Source organism: Shewanella sp. AS16, assembly GCF_021412365.1.
GTDB lineage: Bacteria > Pseudomonadota > Gammaproteobacteria > Enterobacterales > Shewanellaceae > Shewanella > Shewanella salipaludis.
This window is the reverse complement of record NZ_JAKCLK010000001.1, coordinates 380,589-400,669: the sequence shown is the minus strand read 5'-3', so window position 1 is coordinate 400,669 and position 20,081 is coordinate 380,589. Positions and strand designations below refer to the sequence as shown.

Annotated in this window: 20 protein-coding genes; 11 read left to right on the top strand and 9 right to left on the bottom strand. The window is 55.6% G+C overall.

The window, feature by feature from the left end; translation table 11 throughout:
• Positions 1-130: 130 nt before the first annotated feature.
• The 8 genes from LZP73_RS01850 (at position 131) to LZP73_RS01815 (ending at position 8,520) form a co-directional block, all read left to right on the top strand.
• Positions 131-409 carry a peptidylprolyl isomerase gene (locus LZP73_RS01850; RefSeq protein WP_169563088.1) on the top strand — a complete coding sequence of 93 codons (279 nt, stop codon included), beginning with the start codon at positions 131-133 and terminating at the stop codon, positions 407-409.
• 70 nt (positions 410-479) lie between these two features.
• Entirely contained in the window at positions 480-1,016 is a 537-nt protein-coding gene (locus tag LZP73_RS01845; RefSeq protein ID WP_234232779.1) for a GNAT family N-acetyltransferase, read from the top strand.
• 74 nt (positions 1,017-1,090) lie between these two features.
• Positions 1,091-1,336 carry an RNA-binding S4 domain-containing protein gene (locus LZP73_RS01840; RefSeq protein ID WP_234232778.1) on the top strand — a complete coding sequence of 82 codons (246 nt, stop codon included), beginning with the start codon at positions 1,091-1,093 and terminating at the stop codon, positions 1,334-1,336.
• Between the two features lie 22 nt (positions 1,337-1,358).
• A complete protein-coding gene (locus LZP73_RS01835; RefSeq protein ID WP_234232777.1) occupies positions 1,359-1,751 on the top strand; it encodes a ribonuclease E inhibitor RraB in 393 nt (130 codons plus the stop codon).
• 218 nt (positions 1,752-1,969) lie between these two features.
• Positions 1,970-2,752 (top strand): TSUP family transporter, encoded by a 783-nt coding sequence (locus LZP73_RS01830; RefSeq protein WP_234233318.1) that lies wholly within the window; start codon positions 1,970-1,972, stop codon positions 2,750-2,752.
• 35 nt (positions 2,753-2,787) lie between these two features.
• On the top strand, positions 2,788-3,930 hold the full coding sequence (locus LZP73_RS01825) for an exonuclease SbcCD subunit D (RefSeq protein ID WP_234232776.1): 1,143 nt from the start codon (positions 2,788-2,790) through the stop codon (positions 3,928-3,930).
• Entirely contained in the window at positions 3,927-6,983 is a 3,057-nt protein-coding gene (locus LZP73_RS01820; protein WP_234232775.1) for an AAA family ATPase, read from the top strand. The genes LZP73_RS01825 and LZP73_RS01820 overlap by 4 nt, the downstream gene beginning before the upstream one ends.
• A 238-nt stretch (positions 6,984-7,221) precedes the next feature.
• A complete protein-coding gene (locus tag LZP73_RS01815; protein ID WP_442800705.1) occupies positions 7,222-8,520 on the top strand; it encodes a peptidoglycan DD-metalloendopeptidase family protein in 1,299 nt (432 codons plus the stop codon).
• A gap of 75 nt (positions 8,521-8,595) precedes the next feature.
• Here LZP73_RS01815 and LZP73_RS01810 read toward each other — a convergent pair whose 3' ends face one another.
• From LZP73_RS01810 to LZP73_RS01795, 4 genes are all read right to left on the bottom strand, one after another.
• Entirely contained in the window at positions 8,596-9,048 is a 453-nt protein-coding gene (locus LZP73_RS01810; protein WP_234232774.1) for a hypothetical protein, read from the bottom strand.
• A gap of 136 nt (positions 9,049-9,184) precedes the next feature.
• Positions 9,185-9,700 carry a M48 metallopeptidase family protein gene (locus tag LZP73_RS01805; protein WP_234232773.1) on the bottom strand — a complete coding sequence of 172 codons (516 nt, stop codon included), beginning with the start codon at positions 9,698-9,700 and terminating at the stop codon, positions 9,185-9,187.
• A gap of 132 nt (positions 9,701-9,832) precedes the next feature.
• Positions 9,833-10,270 carry a DUF3010 family protein gene (locus LZP73_RS01800; protein ID WP_169563081.1) on the bottom strand — a complete coding sequence of 146 codons (438 nt, stop codon included), beginning with the start codon at positions 10,268-10,270 and terminating at the stop codon, positions 9,833-9,835.
• A 129-nt stretch (positions 10,271-10,399) separates the two neighbouring features.
• Entirely contained in the window at positions 10,400-11,764 is a 1,365-nt protein-coding gene (locus tag LZP73_RS01795) for a DEAD/DEAH box helicase (protein WP_234232772.1), read from the bottom strand.
• Between the two features lie 369 nt (positions 11,765-12,133).
• Here LZP73_RS01795 and rssA point away from each other — a divergent pair, with 369 nt between their 5' ends.
• The 3 genes from rssA (at position 12,134) to ribA (ending at position 14,571) form a co-directional block, all read left to right on the top strand.
• A complete protein-coding gene (rssA, locus tag LZP73_RS01790; RefSeq protein WP_234232771.1) occupies positions 12,134-13,078 on the top strand; it encodes a patatin-like phospholipase RssA in 945 nt (314 codons plus the stop codon).
• Positions 13,079-13,317: 239 nt separating this feature from the next.
• Positions 13,318-13,674, top strand: coding sequence for a YibL family ribosome-associated protein (locus tag LZP73_RS01785; protein ID WP_169563078.1), 357 nt, complete (start codon positions 13,318-13,320; stop codon positions 13,672-13,674).
• A 282-nt stretch (positions 13,675-13,956) separates the two neighbouring features.
• Positions 13,957-14,571 carry a GTP cyclohydrolase II gene (ribA, locus tag LZP73_RS01780; RefSeq protein ID WP_234232770.1) on the top strand — a complete coding sequence of 205 codons (615 nt, stop codon included), beginning with the start codon at positions 13,957-13,959 and terminating at the stop codon, positions 14,569-14,571.
• A gap of 137 nt (positions 14,572-14,708) precedes the next feature.
• On the opposite strand, the gene LZP73_RS01775 is transcribed toward ribA, so the two are convergent.
• From LZP73_RS01775 to LZP73_RS01755, 5 genes are all read right to left on the bottom strand, one after another.
• Positions 14,709-15,035 carry a VF530 family DNA-binding protein gene (locus LZP73_RS01775; protein WP_234232769.1) on the bottom strand — a complete coding sequence of 109 codons (327 nt, stop codon included), beginning with the start codon at positions 15,033-15,035 and terminating at the stop codon, positions 14,709-14,711.
• 171 nt (positions 15,036-15,206) lie between these two features.
• Positions 15,207-16,649, bottom strand: a complete 1,443-nt coding sequence (locus LZP73_RS01770; protein ID WP_234232768.1) for a carbon starvation CstA family protein — start codon at positions 16,647-16,649, stop codon at positions 15,207-15,209.
• A 174-nt stretch (positions 16,650-16,823) separates the two neighbouring features.
• Positions 16,824-17,534 (bottom strand): two-component system response regulator BtsR, encoded by a 711-nt coding sequence (gene btsR / locus LZP73_RS01765; RefSeq protein WP_234232767.1) that lies wholly within the window; start codon positions 17,532-17,534, stop codon positions 16,824-16,826.
• A 1-nt stretch (position 17,535) separates the two neighbouring features.
• The gene (locus LZP73_RS01760) at positions 17,536-19,221 is read right to left on the bottom strand and encodes a sensor histidine kinase (protein ID WP_234232766.1); all 1,686 of its coding nucleotides are present in this window, start codon (positions 19,219-19,221) and stop codon (positions 17,536-17,538) included.
• Between the two features lie 190 nt (positions 19,222-19,411).
• Positions 19,412-20,077 carry a nucleotide-binding protein gene (locus LZP73_RS01755; protein WP_234232765.1) on the bottom strand — a complete coding sequence of 222 codons (666 nt, stop codon included), beginning with the start codon at positions 20,075-20,077 and terminating at the stop codon, positions 19,412-19,414.
• Between the last annotated feature and the right edge of the window lie 4 nt (positions 20,078-20,081).

Genomic DNA, 20,081 nt, shown 5'->3' with positions numbered 1-20,081 from the left:
AGCATTGGCGGTTTTTTTGACTTTGTTATTTAATGAATTCTTTTTATACTCGTAACTCGTTAATCCAAGAGTCTTTGGCTGTGGATTAATACTTAAGGAAACGAGTCCGGGTTAATACAGGAGTAATACCATGGTTCAGGCAACCGCAAGACATTTGTTAGTGAGCACTCAGGAACAATGTGAAGAGTTAAAGTTGCAGATAGCCGATGGCGCTGATTTTGCGCAACTTGCAAAGGCACACTCATCGTGTCCATCCGGTGCCCAGGGCGGCGAATTAGGCTCTTTCGGCCCAGGGATGATGGTGAAGGAATTTGACGAAGTGGTGTTCAGTGCACCTCTGAATCAGGTTCAGGGACCGGTGAAGACCCAGTTTGGTTATCACTTGCTGGAAGTGACCAGCCGGGACTGAGTTGACTCAGTATGATGACACGGCGGCCTAGGCTGCCGTTTTTCTTTGAAGGGGGAGTGCAGGAGGCGTCATGATCGAACTCTACAGTGACAGATTAAGACTCAGGTGTTTGCGGGATGAGGATTGGCCGGCGTTTCTCTATGTCCACCAAGATCCGGACATCAATCGTTATGTGCGTCAACCGGATACCGGCGCCAACATCAGGAGCAAGTTCGAGCAGCGCAGTCAACCTTGGGTTTATGGGGCCGGTGAATGGTTAACCCTGGTGATTGAAGAGATCGACTCGCAGCAAACAATAGGTTTCACAGGACTATACTGCCAGGACTTCGCCCTGGCTCATGCCGAAGTTGGCTACCTGTTACTGCCACAGGCCTATGGCAAGGGCTATGCGACCGAGAGTCTCAGGGCCGTGATAGATTGGGCTTGTCTGTCGTTCGATGTGCATAAGTTTATCGGTCATTGTGCCCAAGACAATAAGGCGTCGGCGCGGGTGCTGGAGAAATGCGGTTTTCAACTGGAAGGTATTCTGAGGCATAACTTCAAGATAGGTGATGTCTGGATAGACGATTGCGCCTACGGTCTGCTGGCCGAGGAAAGGTTGCTCTGAAACTATTTATCTTCCTCATGCAGACAAACTTACTGGTATAATGGCCGGAGTTTTCTTTAACAGGCGTTGAACCAGTGACCACTCAAGCGACAAAGCAAGTTCCGTTATTTCCCCTGCATGCCGGGGACGAATATGTAGAGTTATACAAAGTATTGAAAGTGCAGGGCATGAGTAACGGTGGCGGTGAGGCTAAACATGTGATTGCCGAAGGTTTGGTCACAGTCAATGGCGAAGTCGAAACCCGTAAGCGCAAGAAACTTATCCCAGGCGATCTGGTTGCCTTCAATGGCGAGTCAGTGCAAATAGTAGCGGCTGAATAAGCCAGAGTATATGGAGCAAACAATGCAATTCCCAGATGATGATAACGGTCAAATGCTGGCGGCCATGGCCGATGCGGGTATCGATCTCAGCCAGGCACTGGATGTCGATTTCTTTTTGGTGTTCGATGATCAGCGCGATGCCGAATCGGCCCTCGAAGCCCTGTCAGGCTCTGAGCCTGAGGGTGAGCTGGAAATCAACTTCAGTGAGGAACTCAGCAAGTGGGAACTGATCGTCAGCCTGAACATGGTGCCAGAGTATGCTGCCATTGTGGCCGAGGAGACCCGCCTGAATGATTTTGCCGCCGAATTTGATGGCATGACAGATGGTTGGGGCGTGATGCAACATCAAGAAGGTGATGACGAGTTCGCCGACCACGAACATGGCGAAGATTGCGACGACAGCTGCCAGCACTGATAGCCATTGGCTTAAAACCACCCCAGGGTGGTTTTTTTATGTTGGCGCCAAGTTAGTAGCTCTCAACCCAGGTCGTGCAGCTCCTTGCCAATAGCCGGCGATGGGTCGCATCAGCCGGCTTAAGTCATATTTTAGAAACACTTGTAGGCTTCAGGTCTTTGCAATTGAGTGGCAAAGAGCGTTTAATGCCGTTACTCGTTACCCTTGAAAATAATCCTATGCTATTTGAACTCACACTACAGCTTGCGCTGATCCTCTTCGCTGTTGCCCTGGTGGCGGGATTTATCGATGCCATCGCCGGCGGCGGTGGTCTCTTGACCATACCCGCCCTCATGTGGGCAGGGCTGACCCCCACTGCGGCACTTGGGACCAATAAGTTACAGGCCTGTGGCGGCAGTTTCTTCGCCAGCCTCTATTTTGTCCGCAAGGGATTGGTGGATCTCAAGCAGATAAAACTGGCCTTGAGCTGCGCTTTCCTCGGAGCGGCCCTCGGCACTGTGCTGGTACAGTTGATAGATGTGAAGGTGCTGGAATTCCTGCTGCCCTTTCTCATATTGGCCATAGGCTGCTACTTCCTGTTCTCGAAGAAAATCAGTGAGGAAGACCGTCACAGGGTGCTCACGCCCGGGGTATTTGCCTTCACTGCCGCCTTGGGGGTTGGTTTCTACGATGGCTTCTTCGGTCCGGGCACCGGCAGTTTCTTCGCCCTGGCCTTCGTCTCGCTGGCCGGATTTGGTTTGGCCAAGGCCACTGCGCATGCCAAGTTACTGAATTTTTCGACCAACATTGCCTCGCTGGTCTTCTTCGCCCTCGGCGGCAAAGTGGTGTGGTTGCTGGGATTGTTGATGCTGGCAGGTCAGGCCATAGGAGCCACCTTAGGCTCCAGGTTAGTGATCACCAAGGGGACTAAGATCATCAAGCCCCTGGTGGTTATCATGTCGCTGTCCATGAGTGTCAAGTTGCTCTCGAGTCAGTACGATCTCTGGTTTTGGTTGCCCTAGTGCAGTCGCATTCTCTCTAACTAAGATGAGTCACGATGAAATTTATCCACACTTCGGATTGGCATATAGGTCGCCAGCTGCATAACCAGAGTCTGCTCGATGATCAGGCCCATGTCCTGGGGCAGCTGGTCGATTTGACCGCCGAACATGAGGTCGATGCGGTGATCATCGCCGGTGATATTTACGATCGCTCCATTCCGCCAGCCAGTGCCGTCGCCTTGCTCGATGAGGTGATTCATCGTCTGGTGCATGACTTGGGGGTGACGGTGATCATGATTGCCGGCAACCATGACGGCCACGAAAGGCTGGCGTTCGCTGCGCGGCAGATGGCGGATAGCGGGCTGCACATCATAGGGCCGCTGGTCAGGGATATAGCCCCGATACGACTCGATGGCAAGCGAGGCGGCGCCGTTTTCTATGGGCTGCCCTATGCAGATCCCGCGACCGTGAGGCAGGTATTCGACGCAGATGTCGGCAGCCATGAAGAGGCGATGGGCGTGTTGCTGGCGGCTGTGACTGCCCATGACAGCCAAGGCCTACCCAAGGTGGTCATCAGTCATTGTTTCCTCGATGGCGGCAGCGAGTCTGAGTCTGAGCGGCCGTTGAGCATAGGCGGAGCAGACAAGATTTCACCTCAGCTATTTGCCGGCTTCGACTATGTGGCCCTGGGGCATTTACATGGCCCCCAGTACAAGGGGGCGGAGCATATCAGGTATTCAGGCTCCATTCTCAAATACTCTTTCAGCGAACAACTGCAGAAGAAATCCGTTACCCTTGTCGAGTTTGATGCCCAGAACCGGCCTCAAATCAGCCTGTTGCCGCTGTCGTCGCTGCATGATGTACGCATCCTAGAAGGCGAACTCGAGTCCTTGCTGGCCGCGGGGAAAAGCGACCCCCACAATGAGGATTATCTCATGGTGAGATTGCTGGATCGGCATGCCATCCTCGATGCCATGGGTAAGCTGCGCGCCGTCTATCCTAACGTGCTGCATCTGGAGCGCACCGGCCTGATGGCAGACAAGCCCTACCTTGAATTGAGCCGCGAGCATATCAAGAAGGGGGAGCTGGACATGTTCAGCGACTTTTTCTCCCAGGTATCCGGTGAACCCATGAGTCAGGCGCAGCGTGAGTCAATGGTGGGTTTCATCGATGAATTGCATAAGGGAGAGCAAGTATGAGACCGCTATCTCTGTCCATGTCGGCCTTCGGCCCCTTCGCCGGTACCCAGGTTACCGACTTCTCGGCGCTGGGAAGCAACCCGCTATTTTTGATTAATGGTCCCACGGGAGCCGGCAAGACGAGCCTGCTCGATGCCATTTGTTTTGCCTTGTATGGCAAAACCACGGGGGATGAAAGGGAAGGCAGCCAGATGCGCTGCGATCTTGCCGATGATGCCTTGCTGACGGAAGTCAGCTTCAGCTTCGCATTGGGCACCAGCAGCTATAGGATCCGGCGGGTGCCAGAGCAAGCGAGGCTGAAGAAGAGCGGCGATGGCTACACTGTGCACAAGCCTGAGGCCCAGCTGTATAAGATCGACAGCGAGGGGACAGAGACACTGTTAGTCGCCAGCAAGGTCTCCGAAGCCACGGCCGAAATCGAACAACTCACAGGGCTGGATGCAGATCAATTCAGACAGGTCATGGTCTTGCCCCAGGGAAAATTCCGTGAACTCTTGATGGCTGACTCTAAAGACAGAGAAAAAATATTCAGCCAGTTATTCCAAACCCAGATCTACCGCAGGATAGAAGACAAGCTCAAGTTTCAGGCCGCGGAGATCCGCACTCAGGTCAGGGAGCAGCGCAGCCGCCGCGATGGTATCTTGCAGAGCGCTGAGTTAACGTCCGCCGAAGAGCTGCTCACTCAGCTCGCCACCGTCGAATCCGAACTCTTGTTGGCCCATGGCGCCAAGGAACAGGCGACCGAGGCGCTGCAAGCTGTCGCTAAGGCCGTTGATGCCGCGCAGCAGCTGATGCTGGAATTCGAGCAGCTGGCCAAGCTGGAGCTAGAGGCTCAGAGTTTGGCGGCGCAGCAAACGCACATCACAGCCAAGTCACAGCAACTCGCATTGGCCACTCAGGCGCAGCGTCTCAAGCCGCTTTGGGAGTTATTCCTCACTCGGGAAACTGAATTCAGGGCCGCCGCAGACAAGCTGCGCCAATGCCGGGATTCACTGGAAAAGGCCCGGGTGCAGAAGCAGGAAGCCGATACCCGGGCCCAACATTTGCCGGTACTAGAGCAAGAGCTGTTACAGCATGAGCAGCAAAAACAGTCCTTGAATGCCTTGGTGTCAGAACTCGCCGAGTTCACCAAGCTCAAGCAAGGGCTGGTTTCGGCGCAAGGCGAGTTGGACCAGGCCAAGGCGCAGGGGATGGCGGGTAAGGCCGAACTGGAAAAACTTCAGCTGCAGCGAGGTGAGCATGAAACCTTACTGCCTCAACTGCAGCAACAAAGCGACACCCGGCTGCATTTGCAGCAAGCCCTGAGTCAGCAGCAACAGCTGATCGCGCGTTATCAGCAATGGCAGCAAGTCTCGGCGAAAGTCGAGCAAACCCAGGCGCAATTAACCCAGGCGGGCGGCGAGGGCAAAACCCTCGCCGCCCAGCATCAGCAAGCACAGGCAGGCTATAAAGCGCTGCAGCTGGCTTGGCACCAAGGCCAGGCGGCGATTTTGGCGCGTGAATTGCGCTCCGCAGAGCCATGTCCCGTCTGTGGCAGCGAACTGCATCCGCAGCCGGCCACATGGCATGAGGCCTTGCCGACCGAGGAGGCGTTGCAGGCGGCCGAACAGGCCCAAAGCCATGCCCAAGAAGCCCTGGGTAAAGCCAGAGCCGATTACAAGGGCTTGCAGAAACAGCTTGAGACCTTGCAACAACAGGCGGATGAGTTGGCCCAGTCATTGGGTGAGGTGCTGCATCTTGGATTAGCCGAACTCAGCCATGAGGCCGAGCGGCTGCAGCAAGCGCTGCAAGCGGCCGAGCAGGCGAGTCGCAGCTTGCAACAGTTGCAAAATCAAATCAAAGCCTTGCAGCAGCAAGAGACAGGGCTGAGTGAAAGCCTGGAGCGAGATCGCGAGCAATACCAACAGTTACATTCCCGGGTAGACACGCTGCTGGGCCAGCTGGCACAGAAGGAAAAAGCTGTACCGCCCGAGTTTCGTACCCGCGAAGCCCTGGAATTGGCAATAGCCGAAAACCGGCAAGGGCTCGAGACCCTGAAGCAGCAAATAGCACAGACCAGAGCCGGGCAGCTGCAGGCGAGTCAGCACTTTGTCGCCACCGAGGCGGCGACGGGCGCGGCGGAGCAAGCGCGTGATGCGGCCGATGAACAGCAAACCCAGGCGCAACAAACCTTGGCCGCCCGGCTGACTGAGGCGGGATTCACAGATCAACAGGCCCTGTACTCTGCCATGCTGGATGACGCCGGGATGCAGGCATTGACGGGCGAGATTGACGCTTACCAGCAGCAGAGTGCACTCAATGGGGCACAGATGGCCCAGTTAACGGCCAAACTCGGTGAGCGAGTGATGCCGGACGTGGCGCAATTGGAACTCGGGCTCGAGCAGAGTCGGCTGCACTTGGCGCAGATGGAGCAGGCCTGGCAAGCACTGCATACCCGCAACAGCCTACTCAAGCAAACCCAGACTCAACTGCATATCGCCGATGGCAAGGTCAGAATCCTGGAAGATCAATATGGCGTCATAGGCACGTTGGCGGATGTCGCCAATGGCAACACGGGCAATAAGATCAGTTTGCAGCGTTTCGTGCTCAGCGTCCTGCTCGACGATGTCTTGCTCGAAGCCAGCCATAGATTGCAGCTGATGAGCAAGGGCCGTTATCGTTTATTGCGCAAGGAGGACAGGGCCAAGGGGAATAAGGCTTCGGGGCTTGAGTTGGAGGTCGAGGATGCCTACACCTCCAAGGTGCGGCCGGTGGCGACCCTGAGCGGTGGCGAAAGTTTCATGGCGGCACTGTCGATGGCATTGGGCTTATCCGAGGTGGTGCAGGCCTATGCCGGCGGCATAAAACTCGATACCCTGTTCATCGATGAAGGCTTCGGCAGTCTGGATCAGGACTCCCTGGACTTGGCCATTCGCACCCTGATGGATCTGCAGTCGTCCGGGCGTATGATTGGGGTCATTTCCCATGTTTCTGAGATGAAGGAACAGATAGCGACTCGGATTGACATACATAAGACCTCTCTGGGCAGTGAGATAAGCCTGGTGTTGCCTTGAGCCGAATCTGAATAAAATTAAGCGATTACAGCCGAATATGCTGGAGATTGGCCCTGAGTGCCGGATCCCGCCGGCTCTGTGCATTAATGTTAACTTTCTTAAACAAGATTAATCTTGTTTGTGATTGTAAATTTATTTGTTATAACTTGGCGCTGGGCCAGATTTGAGAGGGCTGTCTGGACAGTATTGGCTTAGCGCCGGGCGGATAGGTTATTTTTTTGAGATAAGGGTGCAAGGCTTGCAAACGAGTAAAATTTCACGCTTCGACATGCCGCAGAGAATGTCGCTATCCGCTCTACAGAACTTGCCCCTGGTCCATAGAAAGCTCCTGTTGATGACTGTTTTTCTGGTAGCTGCCGCACTCTTATGGCCATCCCCCAGGGAAATGAAACCGCAACGCATTCCAGTCCCCCTGGATATTGACAGCCTGTTACCTCAGTCGTCGGCACAAGCCGAACCCATTAGCGCGGAAACGAGACCGCATCTGGATCATCTGATAGTCGGCGGTGATACCTTGAGCGGGCTCTTTGAGAAGGCCGGGGTAGATCAGCAGACCATGTACCGGGTGCTCGAGGCGGATCTGAACGTGCTGGCATTGGATACCCTGCAACCCGGCAACCGCATCACCTTCTGGCTGGACCCTCAGGGGCAGCTGCAGCAGCTGAAACTGTATTTCAATGCCGCCAGACAAGTAGTTTTCAGCCGCTTCGACGATGGCAGCTTCAACGTCGAGGAGCGCAATGTCGATGGCGTATGGCAGAACCGGATCGTCAGCGGCGAGATCCGGGGATCATTTTACCTCTCGGCGCAAAAGATGGGCCTGAGTGCCGCCGAAATCCAACGTATCGAAGGCCTGCTCAAGGAGAAGCTGAACTTTTCCCGGGATCTGCGTGCCGGTGACAGGTTTTCCGTGTTGGTTAACGATCAGTATGTCGAGGGCGAATCGACAGGTAACAGCCAGATCTTGGGCGTAGAAATTCATAATGGCCGTCGCGATATCACGGCATTCCAGTACACGGATGGTAACTTCTACGACGAGCTGGGCCAGAGCCTGGCCAGGGCATTCCAGCGCACGCCGTTGGCGAAGCAATATCGTCTGAGTTCGCGTTATAACCCCTATCGCAAACACCCGGTCACGGGACGAACTTCACCCCATAACGGCACAGATTTCGCTACTCCCATAGGCACCAAGGTGGTTGCGCCGGGCGATGGCGTAGTGGTACTGGTCACAGATCATCCCTATGCGGGTAAGTATATCGTCATAGAGCATGGCAATAAGTACCGCACCCGTTATCTGCATTTGTCCAAGAGCCTGGTGCGCAAGGGCCAGAGGGTGACTCGGGGCCAAGTTATCGCCCTGAGCGGCAACACGGGGCGCACGACCGGACCCCATCTGCATTATGAATTCCATATCAACGGCAGACCTGTAGATCCAATGAAGGCCAATATCCCCATGGCGAGCCAATTATCCAGGCTGGAACTGGCTGAGTTTAGGTCTCAGATCCGCAGCCGACGCATGATGATGGATCTTGGCTGAGCCGAGTGCCCGGGACAGACTAAAAAGGCCTTTAAGCTAAGCTTAAAGGCCTTTTTAGTTTCGATTGCGCATGGATCAGCTCGTCCTGGCGCTGGCCGCAGCCTTGAGGGCACACTTGCATAAGCCGCCACTGAGCGCCGGGCAAGCACCACAGGGGGAGGCCTTCAACGGCAGCAGGGCAAAACTGCGGCTATTATGCCTGGGCTTCAGGGTGGCGACCCGGACCTCCAGTCTCGGGTCCGCCTGGCGCTTCAGCAGCGTTTTGGCCAAGGCTTTCAGCCTCTGCTTGAGTCGCTTTTTCTTGCCAAGCTCATGCCGGTTAAGGCCAATGGGGTCGTTGGCCAGAGCCGTCAGCATAGCCGCAGAAAGCCCCTTGATCCCCTGCTTGCTGTCTTGCTTGATTGCTTGTTTATGTTTCGATTTGACGCCATCTTGCATCTGAGAGTGGTGTTTTTTCCACTGACGAACCCATGCCTTTCTGGCGTGTTTACGGCATAGCTGCTGCAGACGTTTCTCGGGCTTGGCCATAGCCGACTTCTCGTGCTGGGATGGGAATGGTCGATATTCTAAATGAAAACCATTATCAGTCAAGTGTCTTGCCGGCTTGACGACAGAGGGAAGGGGATGTTGGTTCAGGCCTGTCTGTGCGGCAAAGGTGTGGGCCTCAGGCCATGGCTTGATAGGGACACTGACCCGCGTCGACACAGGTGAGATAGAGACGCAAGTCAAACTCGAGTTGATGATAGTCCGGCAGCATATGAGTGCAGAGCTGGTAGAACGCCTTATTATGTTCCTTCTCTCTGAGGTGCGCCAATTCATGCACTACCACCATCTTCAGCAACGGCTCAGGCACACGTTTCAACTTGGATGAGATGCGGATTTCATTCTTGGCCTTGAGCTTGCGCCCCTGAATTCTGGCGACATAGGAGTGCAACCCCAATGCCTGGTGACTCAGGCTGATCTTGTCATCGAAAATCACCTTGGATACAGGTTGTGACTGGCGCAGGTAACTCTGTTTTAGCGCCTGGCTGTAGTCGTAGAGCGCCTTGTCCGAGCGAATGTTGTGCAGGTTGGGATAGCGTCGCAGCAGCACTTGTCCCAGGGTGCCGGCATCGACCAGGCTCTGGACTTGTTGCACTATATCGCTACTGTAGCCTGCCAAATATTTGAGTTGTTGCATTGAGTCCGGACGTGAGTTGGGGGCTTGAATTGTATGTTGGGTTGCTGTCTTCGACCCGGCGCCTTGGCTCGTGGGGCATGAGCCATTAACCGGGAAGCCAAGCACCCGAGGCGAACCTCGGGTGCCACCGGCTCATGCTTTGCCGAAGATACGGCGATTATGATGGGCGTAGGCGGCGTCGAAGGCGGCTTGCTGGACTTTCTTCAAGTCCAGGCTGTCGAAATCGACCTGAGGCGGGTTGCGCTTCAGTTGCTCTTTAATCACCACGGGTGAGAGCAATGCCACCGGCAGCTCGGTGAGTTGAATGGCGGCTTCGAGTTTGAAGCTGGTGGCGCTGCCGGCCAGCTTACCTTTTTGCTCACGCTCTATGATGACGATTTCATCGACCTTGTAGTCTTGCATCAGCTTATGAAAGGCGAAATGGAATTCGCGCATCGCTTCCGTCGTGGCAGACTGGGAAACGCTGAAGGACACCTTACGGCACTCGGGCACGTTGAAGGTCTCACCTTCGTAGCTCAACAAGCTGATGATGGCTTCGCCACCTTTCAATTCAACACCACAGACTCTCATGTTACACCTTAAAAATATCGATAATGGCGCTATTGTAGCGGGAAAAACATTGAGGAACAGTGTTTCCCTGCTTAGCGGTTAAATTAATTTCATCTCGGCCCCGGGCTGCAGCAGCCACAGGACGCGACGCTACTCGGCGTCGTTTTCCTGTCCTTCTCCGGCTTGAAAAGCCTGTTGGGCCTTGGCCTTTTTGCGCATTGGGGCATCACCCACATCGACCCCTGTGATGAAGCGTCTATCCCGTGAGGGCGCGGCTTTATTGGCTTGGGCCGCAGCCTTGGCCTGCTTGAGCGGCTTATGGGTCTTAGGCGTGTTTTTCGCGTTAGCGGATTTTTTCTCTTTCAAGCCGCTGAACTTGGCCTTCAATCCTTCCAAGACGCTGAACTCGAAGGTCTTGCGCAAGAAGACTTGTACCTTCTTGAAGTTGTCCCAATCTTTAGGGCCGACCAGTGAGATGGCATCGCCCTTGGCGCCGGCGCGACCTGTGCGGCCAATCCTGTGGACATATTCTTCGGCAAACTTGGGCATGTCGAAGTTGACGACCAGAGACACATTGAGCAGGTCCAGTCCCCTGGATGCCACGTCCGTGGTGACCAGGATCTGTTGTTGGCCCCGGCTGAACTGATCCATGATCTGGTTGCGGGCCGTCTGTTTCAAATCGCCGCTCAATGCGGCAGTCACAAAGCCCTGGCTCGACAGTTTAGCCGCCAGCCGCTCGGTATCGGCGCGGGTCGCGGTGAAGATGATTACCTGCTTCTGTTGTTCATCGCTCAGTATCCTGCTGAGGATGGCTTCCTTGTGATCCAGGTGATCGCAGAGGAAGATCCGCTGATGAATATCCAGATGTTCGGCGTGGGAGGCACCAATGGCAACATGGACCGGATTTTTCAGCAGGGTGGCGGCGATATCGTTGATTTCTTCATGATCCAAGGTGGCCGAGAACATCAGGGTCTGGCGGCGTTTATGATCAGCAGCTTCGCTTATGGCCTTCAACTGCGGCGCGAAGCCCAGATCCAGCATACGGTCCGCTTCGTCAAGGACTAACAGTTCCAACCCATTGAGGAACAAGTGTTTCTGCTGCAAATGATCTGCGATGCGTCCGGGGGTAGCGACGATGAAGTGCGGTTCCCTGGCCAAGGCCTTGGCCTGATCGTTGAAGTTCTCACCGCCCAATACACTGATGGCCTTGTATTGGGTGTTGGCGACCAAGAGGCGTAATTGGCTGTAGACCTGATGGGCGAGTTCCCGGGTAGGCAGCAAGATCAATACCCTGGGATCTCTCTTGCTCAAGGCGCGGGTCGAAATCACTCTTTGCATTGCCGGCAACAAAAACGCCAGGGTCTTACCCGAGCCCGTCTTGGACGAGGCCATCAAGTCTTTACCTGCCAATGCGACGGGCAGTGCCTGTTGCTGGATCTCTGTCGGGGCAGTGATCCCCATGTGCTTAAGGCTCTGTAACAGACGAGTGTCCAGCGAAAATTCGGTAAATTGCAAAGAGAGTGCTCCTGGATAAAATGGACCGCCATTATAGCGCGCTTTTGGCCGGCGGCCATGCATTGGGTGGCTGGGAGGGCAACTTTTGCTGCAGAATGGACTCAAGTGGGCCAATAAGCCGTCTGTCGCGGCCATATTTTGGGTGATGGCCTCAAGGAGATGGCATGGGGAGTCAAGCCATGTCGGGCACCAGGGGGAGCTTTTATAGTATATTTAACTGAAATGGCACTTTGGATGTTATTAAGGTATTGATTACTACCGGGTGCGGCGGCGAGCCATGGGGAGGTACCTGGGTGTATTTATACCAGGAACGGGCAAGAACCCCAGATTGCAGCCAAGACGAGTATCGTTTGAAAGGGGATTAAGAGAATGAATAAGAAGGCTTCCCCGAGTGTCGGGATCGCGCTGGGCAGTGGTGCCGCCAAAGGCTGGGCGCATATTGGGGTGCTAAATGGCTTGGCAGAGCTGGGCATCAAGCCGGATAAAGTGGCGGGTTGCAGCATAGGCGCCTTAGTGGGCGCCGCCTATGCCAACGACCAGCTGGCGGATTTGGAGCTATGGGTGCGCGGTTTTTCCAGTTGGGACGTGCTGGGGATGATGGATCTCAGTTGGCGCAAGGGGGGGCTCATTGGCGGTGACAGAGTCTTCGATATGCTGCAGGAGCGCATGGGGGAAATGTCCATCGAACAGATGAAGAAGCCATTCACCGCAGTGGCGACAGATCTGTATTCGGGTCAGGAGATTTGGTTCCAGCGTGGCGATCTGCGCCAGGCCGTCAGGGCCTCCTGTTCCATGCCGGGCATCTTGTCACCCGTGACACTGGGCGGGCGTTGGTTGGTCGATGGCGCCGTCGTCAATCCTATTCCTGTTTCTGTCTGCCGGGCGATGGAGGTCGATATCGTCATCGCAGTGGATCTTAACGGCCAGCGTCGTGGCCGCCTGCAGGTGTTGCCGGTAGACATGACCAGCAGCAAGCCCTCGAAGGAGGAGGAAGTGCTGGCTAAGGCGCAGCAGGATTTGGGCTTCATGGATCTGCTGGCCCGCGGCCGGGACTATCTATCCAACCTGAGCTACAAGTTCTCCTTGGGCACCAAGTCGAACCCGGGCATGCTGGCCGTGATGTCGCAATCCATGGAGATTTTGGAGCAACGCCATAAACGCGCGCGTCTGATGGGCGATCCGCCGGACATCTTCATATTGCCGGACCTGGGCGACATAGGCACCATGGAGTTCCACCGTGCCGGTGAGGCGATTGACGCGGGGAAGAAGGCGGTCAAGGAAGTGGCTCATCTGTTGGCTGCGGCCTTGGAATGATCACCTGGCGACTTGCAGGTCGATTCAAGTCGGGCCCAGCAGTTGGCTAGAGGTGCAGGCTGCAGCTTGGAACACTTGCTATCCAGGTCAGGGTTCTTGCGACAGATCATTCATTATCTTGAGGAAAAGCGGTAACGAGGATCGCACACTTGCTGCTATAATCTCTGACCTTGACACAGAGTTTCAGGCCAAGTGCCGAATAATGACTGTGGCTGACATAGGTAATTTAAGGTAACAGCATGAATTTAAAGCAGGAGCTGCAACAGCTCAATGACAAATTAGATAAGTTTCGTCGCAAATTGGCTGCGGCAGAGCTGCGGGGCGATGCGGCCATCATAGCGCAGTTTAAGCGGGAAATTGCCGCCGTCACCAAGCAGATTGCCAGCGTGAAAGGCCAGCATACCCGGGTATTGAGCAAGCAGGGCACAGAAGTGAAGGCCTTGGCTTTCCACCGGGCCCTGACCAAAGCCGAGCAGGCCGACATGGGCAAGTTGAAAAAGTCGGTCAAAGGTCTGATAGTGGTCCATCCCATGACGGCATTGGGACGTGAAATGGGTGTGACTGTGGTGACCGGCTACGCCCCGAGCGCCTTCTGATATTTGTTATACGAGTTTGATATGAGTCCGGTGCCAGCCCTGCGGGGTACAATACCGGCATCATAGTGGCCGACCGCGGCAGCAGCTGCCTCGGCCATGCTTGAAACGAGAGCGAGTAACCTACCGAGTCCGGGCCATGGCGCGCATCCCAGCTCAAGCCGATGCACCTTATCCCGATAGCTTTGGCGTCCGAAGAGATTGGGAGCCTATGTTGTACTCGCTTGTTGTATACGTGAATTTCATTCGCCTCAGGGATATGGGGCACGTTGTTAAGGTTGATTCATGTCGATTAACTATATAGCTTCTTCGAAACTGCCTACGCCCTGGGGCGTGTTCAACATGCATGGTTTTGAAGATGTTCAGACGGGCAAAGAACATGTGGCATTAACCTTCGGTACCCTGAGTGCCGATAGCCCCATGCTTGGCCGTATTCATTCCGAATGTTTAACGGGTGATGCCCTGTTCAGTCTGCGTTGTGACTGTGGTTTCCAGCTGCAGACGGCGATGCAGCATATTGCCGAGCATGGTCAGGGCTTTATCTTGTATTTGCGTCAGGAAGGACGCGGCATAGGCTTGCTCAACAAGATCCGCGCCTATGAGTTGCAGGACAGGGGCGCCAACACGGTCGAAGCCAACGAACAGCTGGGTTTCGCCGCCGACATGCGTAAATACGACATGATAGCCCCCATGTTGGAGAAAATTGGTGTCACCCAAGTCAGGTTGATGACCAACAATCCGCGCAAAGTGAAGGCCATGCAAGAGTTTGGCATCGAAGTTGTCGAGCGGGTACCGCTGCAGGTAGGCAAGAATCGTTATAACGAGGCCTACTTGAAGACCAAATCGACCGAGTTGGGACATATGATGTCTGAGCATCATTTCTCCGATGACGACCAATAGAAAGCAGAGAAAGTAATAGGGCCCGGCATATGCCGAGCCCTTGCTGTATCTACGCAGTATCTATGCTGTATCTATGCTGTATCCAGGTTCGCGCTGTTGCTGCCACTCCCCGCCCGGATAACTCCCGCCAAGCTTGATTATTCTTTAGCGCCCCAGACATGGGCGTTGACTTGGGTACCGCTTGCCTGGCTCGGGCCGGCCGTTTTGGCCGCGGCCTTTTCATTGGCATGGCCGGCAGGTTTGGGCAACGGCAGCTTATTGGCCTTCAAATACAGGTATTCGACCTTATCCCTCGCCCAGGGCGTCTTGCGCAAAAATTTCAGACTGGATTTGACGCTGGGATCCTGGGTGAAGCAGCGAATGTTGATGCGCACGCCCAGCTCTTCCCAGCCATAGCGTTCGACCAAGTCGTTGATGATGGCTTCGAGCTTGATGCCGTGCAGGGGATTGTTTGCTTGAGTCATAACTCTGGATAGAAAATAAGATTTGTGGCAAGTATAACAGCTGCGGCCTGGGTGATAACAGCAGTGATGACAGGAGTAACGTACCTTGGGTCAGCGCCCCGGCATTTGGAATAAAAAAACGCCGCCCGTGTCATTGACCCGGCGGCGTTTTTTAGCTGTGACCTGACGGTGCTAGGCCTGTTCGCTCACCCCGACATCGCCTTCACCCTTGCCCCTACTCTTGATGATCACCAAGGCAGTGATGATGCCGGTCGAGATCACGCCTGCCAGGGTCGAGATGGTCATGGGCAAGCCGGCACCCAGGGTCGCCGAGTTCAGCAGGAAGCTGATGACGACCGCCGTCATGAACATGGCCGGCAGGGTACAAATCCAGTGCAGCTTATTATGGCGCAGCAGGTAGGCCGAGGCGGTCCAGAGCATCAATACCGCAGTGGTTTGGTTGGCGACGCCGAAGTAGCGCCAGATCACCCCGAAATCGACCTGAGTCAGAATAGCCCCCAAGATAAACAAGGGGATGGCCAACAGCAGACGTTTCGGTAAGGAGATCTGTGGCATGTCGAAGAATTCGGCCAAGATCAGTCGCGCCGATCTGAAGGCGGTATCCCCCGAGGTGATGGGCAGGATGATCACTCCGAGAATGGCCATGAAGCCGCCCACAGCCCCCAGGAGGCCCGTCGATGCTTGATACACGACATTGGCCGGGTTACCCGCCATGCCCTGGTTCAACCCCTCAACGCCCCCGAAGAAAGACAGGGCGATGGCGCACCAGATGAGGGCTATGATGCCTTCACCTATCATGGCACCGAAAAATACGAAACGGCCATTGCTCTCGTTCTCGACGCAGCGCGCCATCAGCGGCGACTGAGTCGCATGAAAACCCGATACCGCGCCGCAGGCTATGGTGATGAACAGCGCCGGCCACAGCGGCATGTCGTTCGGATTCAGGTTATGGAAGAAGTCGCCGACTTCGACGCCGGGCAACAGGCTGTACTCGCTGGAAACCGCCAACGCCAGGGTCAGGCCGACAGACATGAACAGCAGCAAGGCACCGAAGAAAGGGTACAGGCGACCTATGACCTTGTCGACAGGCACGACAGTGGCTATCAGGTAGTAGACGAAGATGATGCCGACGAAGATGCTGACATCCCAGCCCGTGAGTTTACCCAGCAAACCCGCAGGGGCCGAGATGAAGACCACCCCGACCAAGAGCAACAGGACTATGGCAAACAGATTCATGAAATGCTTGGCACTCTTGCCCAGGTATTTACCCGCAAGGTTGGGGACCGACTGGCCCCTGTTGCGAATGGACAGCATGCCGGAAAAATAGTCATGCACTGCGCCGGCGAAGATACAGCCGATGACTATCCACAGCATGGCCGCCGGGCCATAGAGAGCGCCGAGTATGGGGCCGAAGATGGGCCCGACACCTGCTATGTTAAGCAGTTGGATCAGGTAGACCTTGCCCTTGGACATGGGCACGAAATCGACCCCGTCGGTCTGGGCGAATGCCGGTGTTTGTCTTTGTTTGTTGATGCCGAAAATCTTCTCGACGAAGGCACCATAGATTAGGTATCCGCCGATTAACAGGCCGACACAGAGCAGGAACCAGATCATTATTATTATCTCCCCAGTTTGAGTGTGCGCCAGTGTAGGCCGAAAGATGTCAAAGGATCCCGCGCATTTGTCTCAGAGGTAGATATCGAATGTTAAGCGGTTGTATGGCGGCATGAGCGGTCAGGCATAGCTGCCGAATGCCCGGCTGCAATGCCCGGCGGGGCGCGGGCGAGACTATTGAAACCCCAGCAGCGTCTTGAGGCTCTTGAGGTAGCGTCTGGATACCGGCACTCGATCGCCGGAATGCATTGTGGCTTCGGCGCCTGTGTCCAGTATTTCAATCTCGGCTATGGCGCCGGGCGACAACAGATACTGCCTGTGGCAGCGCACCAGCGGGGTCTTCTCTTCCAACAGCTTGAGGGTTAACTGGGTGTGGGCCTTGCCCTTGCTGCTTGCCACATGTATGCCGCTGAGATCGCTGAACACATATTCGACCTCCTTGGTGGCAATCACCTTGAGTTTGCTGCCGGAATAACAGGGCAGGTGTTCCAGCTGGCTAGGGGTAATGGCCGCCATCGCCTGAGGCCGCAGATCTTTACGTACCTTGTTCAAGGTTTGCGTTAGGCGCTGCTCGTCTATGGGTTTGAGCAAATAATCGAAGGCATTATGCTCGAAGGCCTTGAGCGCAAACTCATCGAAGGCGGTAACGAAGACGATGCGTGGCATCTGCTCGGGATCCAGCATGGCGATGAGTTCCATTCCCGAGATCTTCGGCATCTGGATGTCGAGAAACACCAGCTGAGGCTTCTCCCTGTTGATGCATTGCATGGCCTCTATGGCATTGCCTGCCTGGGCGATAACCTCAACGTCGGCGAGCGGCTTGAGCAAATCTGCCAGTTGCTCGCGGGCAAACGGCTCGTCATCGACTATTAGACAGGTGATCATCTTAGCTTTCCTTCATGTTTGCCGTTGCCGGCAGGCGAATGCTGACAAGGGTGAATTCATCGGCCCGACAGTCGACGCTCAGGCCATAGGGACTGCCGAACAGATTCTGGATACGCTTATGCACCAGGTTCATCCCAAGGCCTTCTGAGCCGGCGAGTGGCGGGCGATAGAGACCGGCATTGTCTTGCACCTGCAACAACAATTCCTCCCCCTGCAACTCGCCCGTCACCCGGATCCGACCCGCCTCCAGCAGGTGGGAAGTGCCGTGTTTCACCGCATTTTCTATTATGGGTTGCAGGGTAAAGGCCGGCACCCTGAGCCCATGCAGTGCGCTGGGGATGAGGAGCTCCACCTCGAGGCGGTCGATGAATCTGGCCTTCTCTATGGCCAGATAGGCTGCTATATGGTCCAGCTCCTCGCCGAGGCTGATGAGGCCTGTGGTGCGTTTGAGGTTGATGCGCAGAAATTGCGCCAATTGCTGCAGCAGGCGCCTGGACATCTGGGGATCACGCTTGATGATGGCCCCTATGGTGTTGAGGGCATTGAACAGGAAGTGTGGATTGACCTGGGCCTGCAACAGCTTGAGTTCGGCCTGGGTCAAGAGGTTCTGCTGTTGTTCGAATCTGCCGTGGAGGATCTGGTTGGACAGCAATCTGGCGATGCCTTCACCCAGGGTGCGGTTGATATTGAGGAATAACTTGTTCTTCGGCTCATAGAGCTTGATGGTGCCTATGACTTCGTTGTCACTGCGCAGCGGGATCACCAGGCTGGAGCCCAAGCGGCATTGACCGGCGATGGAGCAGGCGTAGGGGGTCTCTACGCCATCGGCGAACATCACCCGGTTCTGGGCTATGGCCTCCAGGGTAATGCGCGAAGAGATTTGGGTGCCGGGAATATGATGATCGTCTCCTATGCCGATGAAAGCCAACAGTTTCTCCCTGTCGGTGATCGCCACAGCGCCCACCTTGGTTTCTTCTATGATGATCCTGGCGACCTCACTGCTGCTCTGTTGATTGAAGCCAGTGGATAAGAGGCCGACGCTGCGCTCGGCTATCTTGAGCGCCTTGGTCGAAAAACTGGAAGATAACTTGTCGAACATGGTCTTCTGATCGCGGATCATGCTCATGAACAGTGCGGCCCCTATGGAGTTGACCAGCAGCATGGGCGGCGCAATTTGCCGTACCAGGGACCAGGCCTCGTCCCAGGGGCGCGCCACCAGGAGTATGATGCTCATCTGCAACACTTCGGCGCAGAAGGTGATCAGGCAGACCAGCAGCGGGTTGAAAATGAGCTCGCTCTTGCCGGCTCTGCGCAGCAGATAACTTATGATCCCCGCCGACACGCCTTCGAGTGTGGTCGATATGGCGCAGGCAAGATCGGTAAAGCCCCCCATGCTGTACCTATGCAACCCGCCGGTCAGGCCGACGAAGAAACCTGTGACCGGGCCGCCGAGCAAACCGCCCAGCACCGCGCCCATGGCCCGGGTGTTGGCGATCGCGTCGTTGGTGTGCTCACCGAAGTCGGTGGCCATGATGCAGAAGCCGGAAAAAATCAGGTAGATGAAAATCTTATGGGGCAGGCGGGCCGAAGCCTCGGCAAAGATCTTGAACAGCGCCGTCTTGCTCAGGAGATAGACTATCACCAGGTAAAGGGACATCTGTTGTGTTAAGAGCAAGATCAAGGACATAGGGGCAAACGGTTGGCTGAGAGAGAGTGACTCCCATTCTGCCAGAGCCTGGGATGAATATCTGCCCCGCAGCGATAATTTACAGCAGCCCTGTGCAGGCCGTAACGGCCCTGGGCTTTAAATCAGGGTTTCGGAATCAGGGCGTTGCAACCAGGGCTTGGAGGCCAAGGCTTTAGTCTGCGCTCGGCTGTCAGTGTTCTGTGGTTTTTCTCGCCGTCAAATCCAGGAGTTCATGGGTGATGGCGCGGATCTCGGCGGCCGCCTTGCTCTTGGGGGCCGTCTCGACAACGGCAGCGCCTCGCCCCTCGCTGGCATCATAGATACGGCGGCTGAAGCTGACACTGTCGAGCACAGGCAGCCCGCAGGCACGCACCCGCGCCTTGGCGGACACTATGTGTTTGTACTGGGTCGCTGCCGTAGGACACTGAGCCAAGATGACGGCAGACACCATACGGGGATTGACCATGCTGCAGATGCCGAGCATGTCTCCCAGTCGATGCAGGCTGTCGAGATCCCCTGGCTTGGGACGCAGCGGAATAGCGACCAGACTGGCCACCGACATGGCGGCCTGCAGAGCCAGCTTGTCGTGACCGCCACCGTCGACAATCACATAAGCGAACCTGTCTTCGAGGCCGAGTAAGTCATGACGTATCTTGCCTGCGAGTTGGATGCAATGTATGGCGCTCAGTTGCGGTGCGGTATTGCGGGTCTGGGCCCAGTCCGAGGTGCTGCCTTGGGGATCACAATCGACCATGAGCACGTCGCCGTTGAGACTCTGGCGGATCTGTACCGCAAGATTCTGGGCGAGACAGCTCTTGCCGCTGCCGTCTCTCTCGCCGCCAACGAGCAATATCATATCC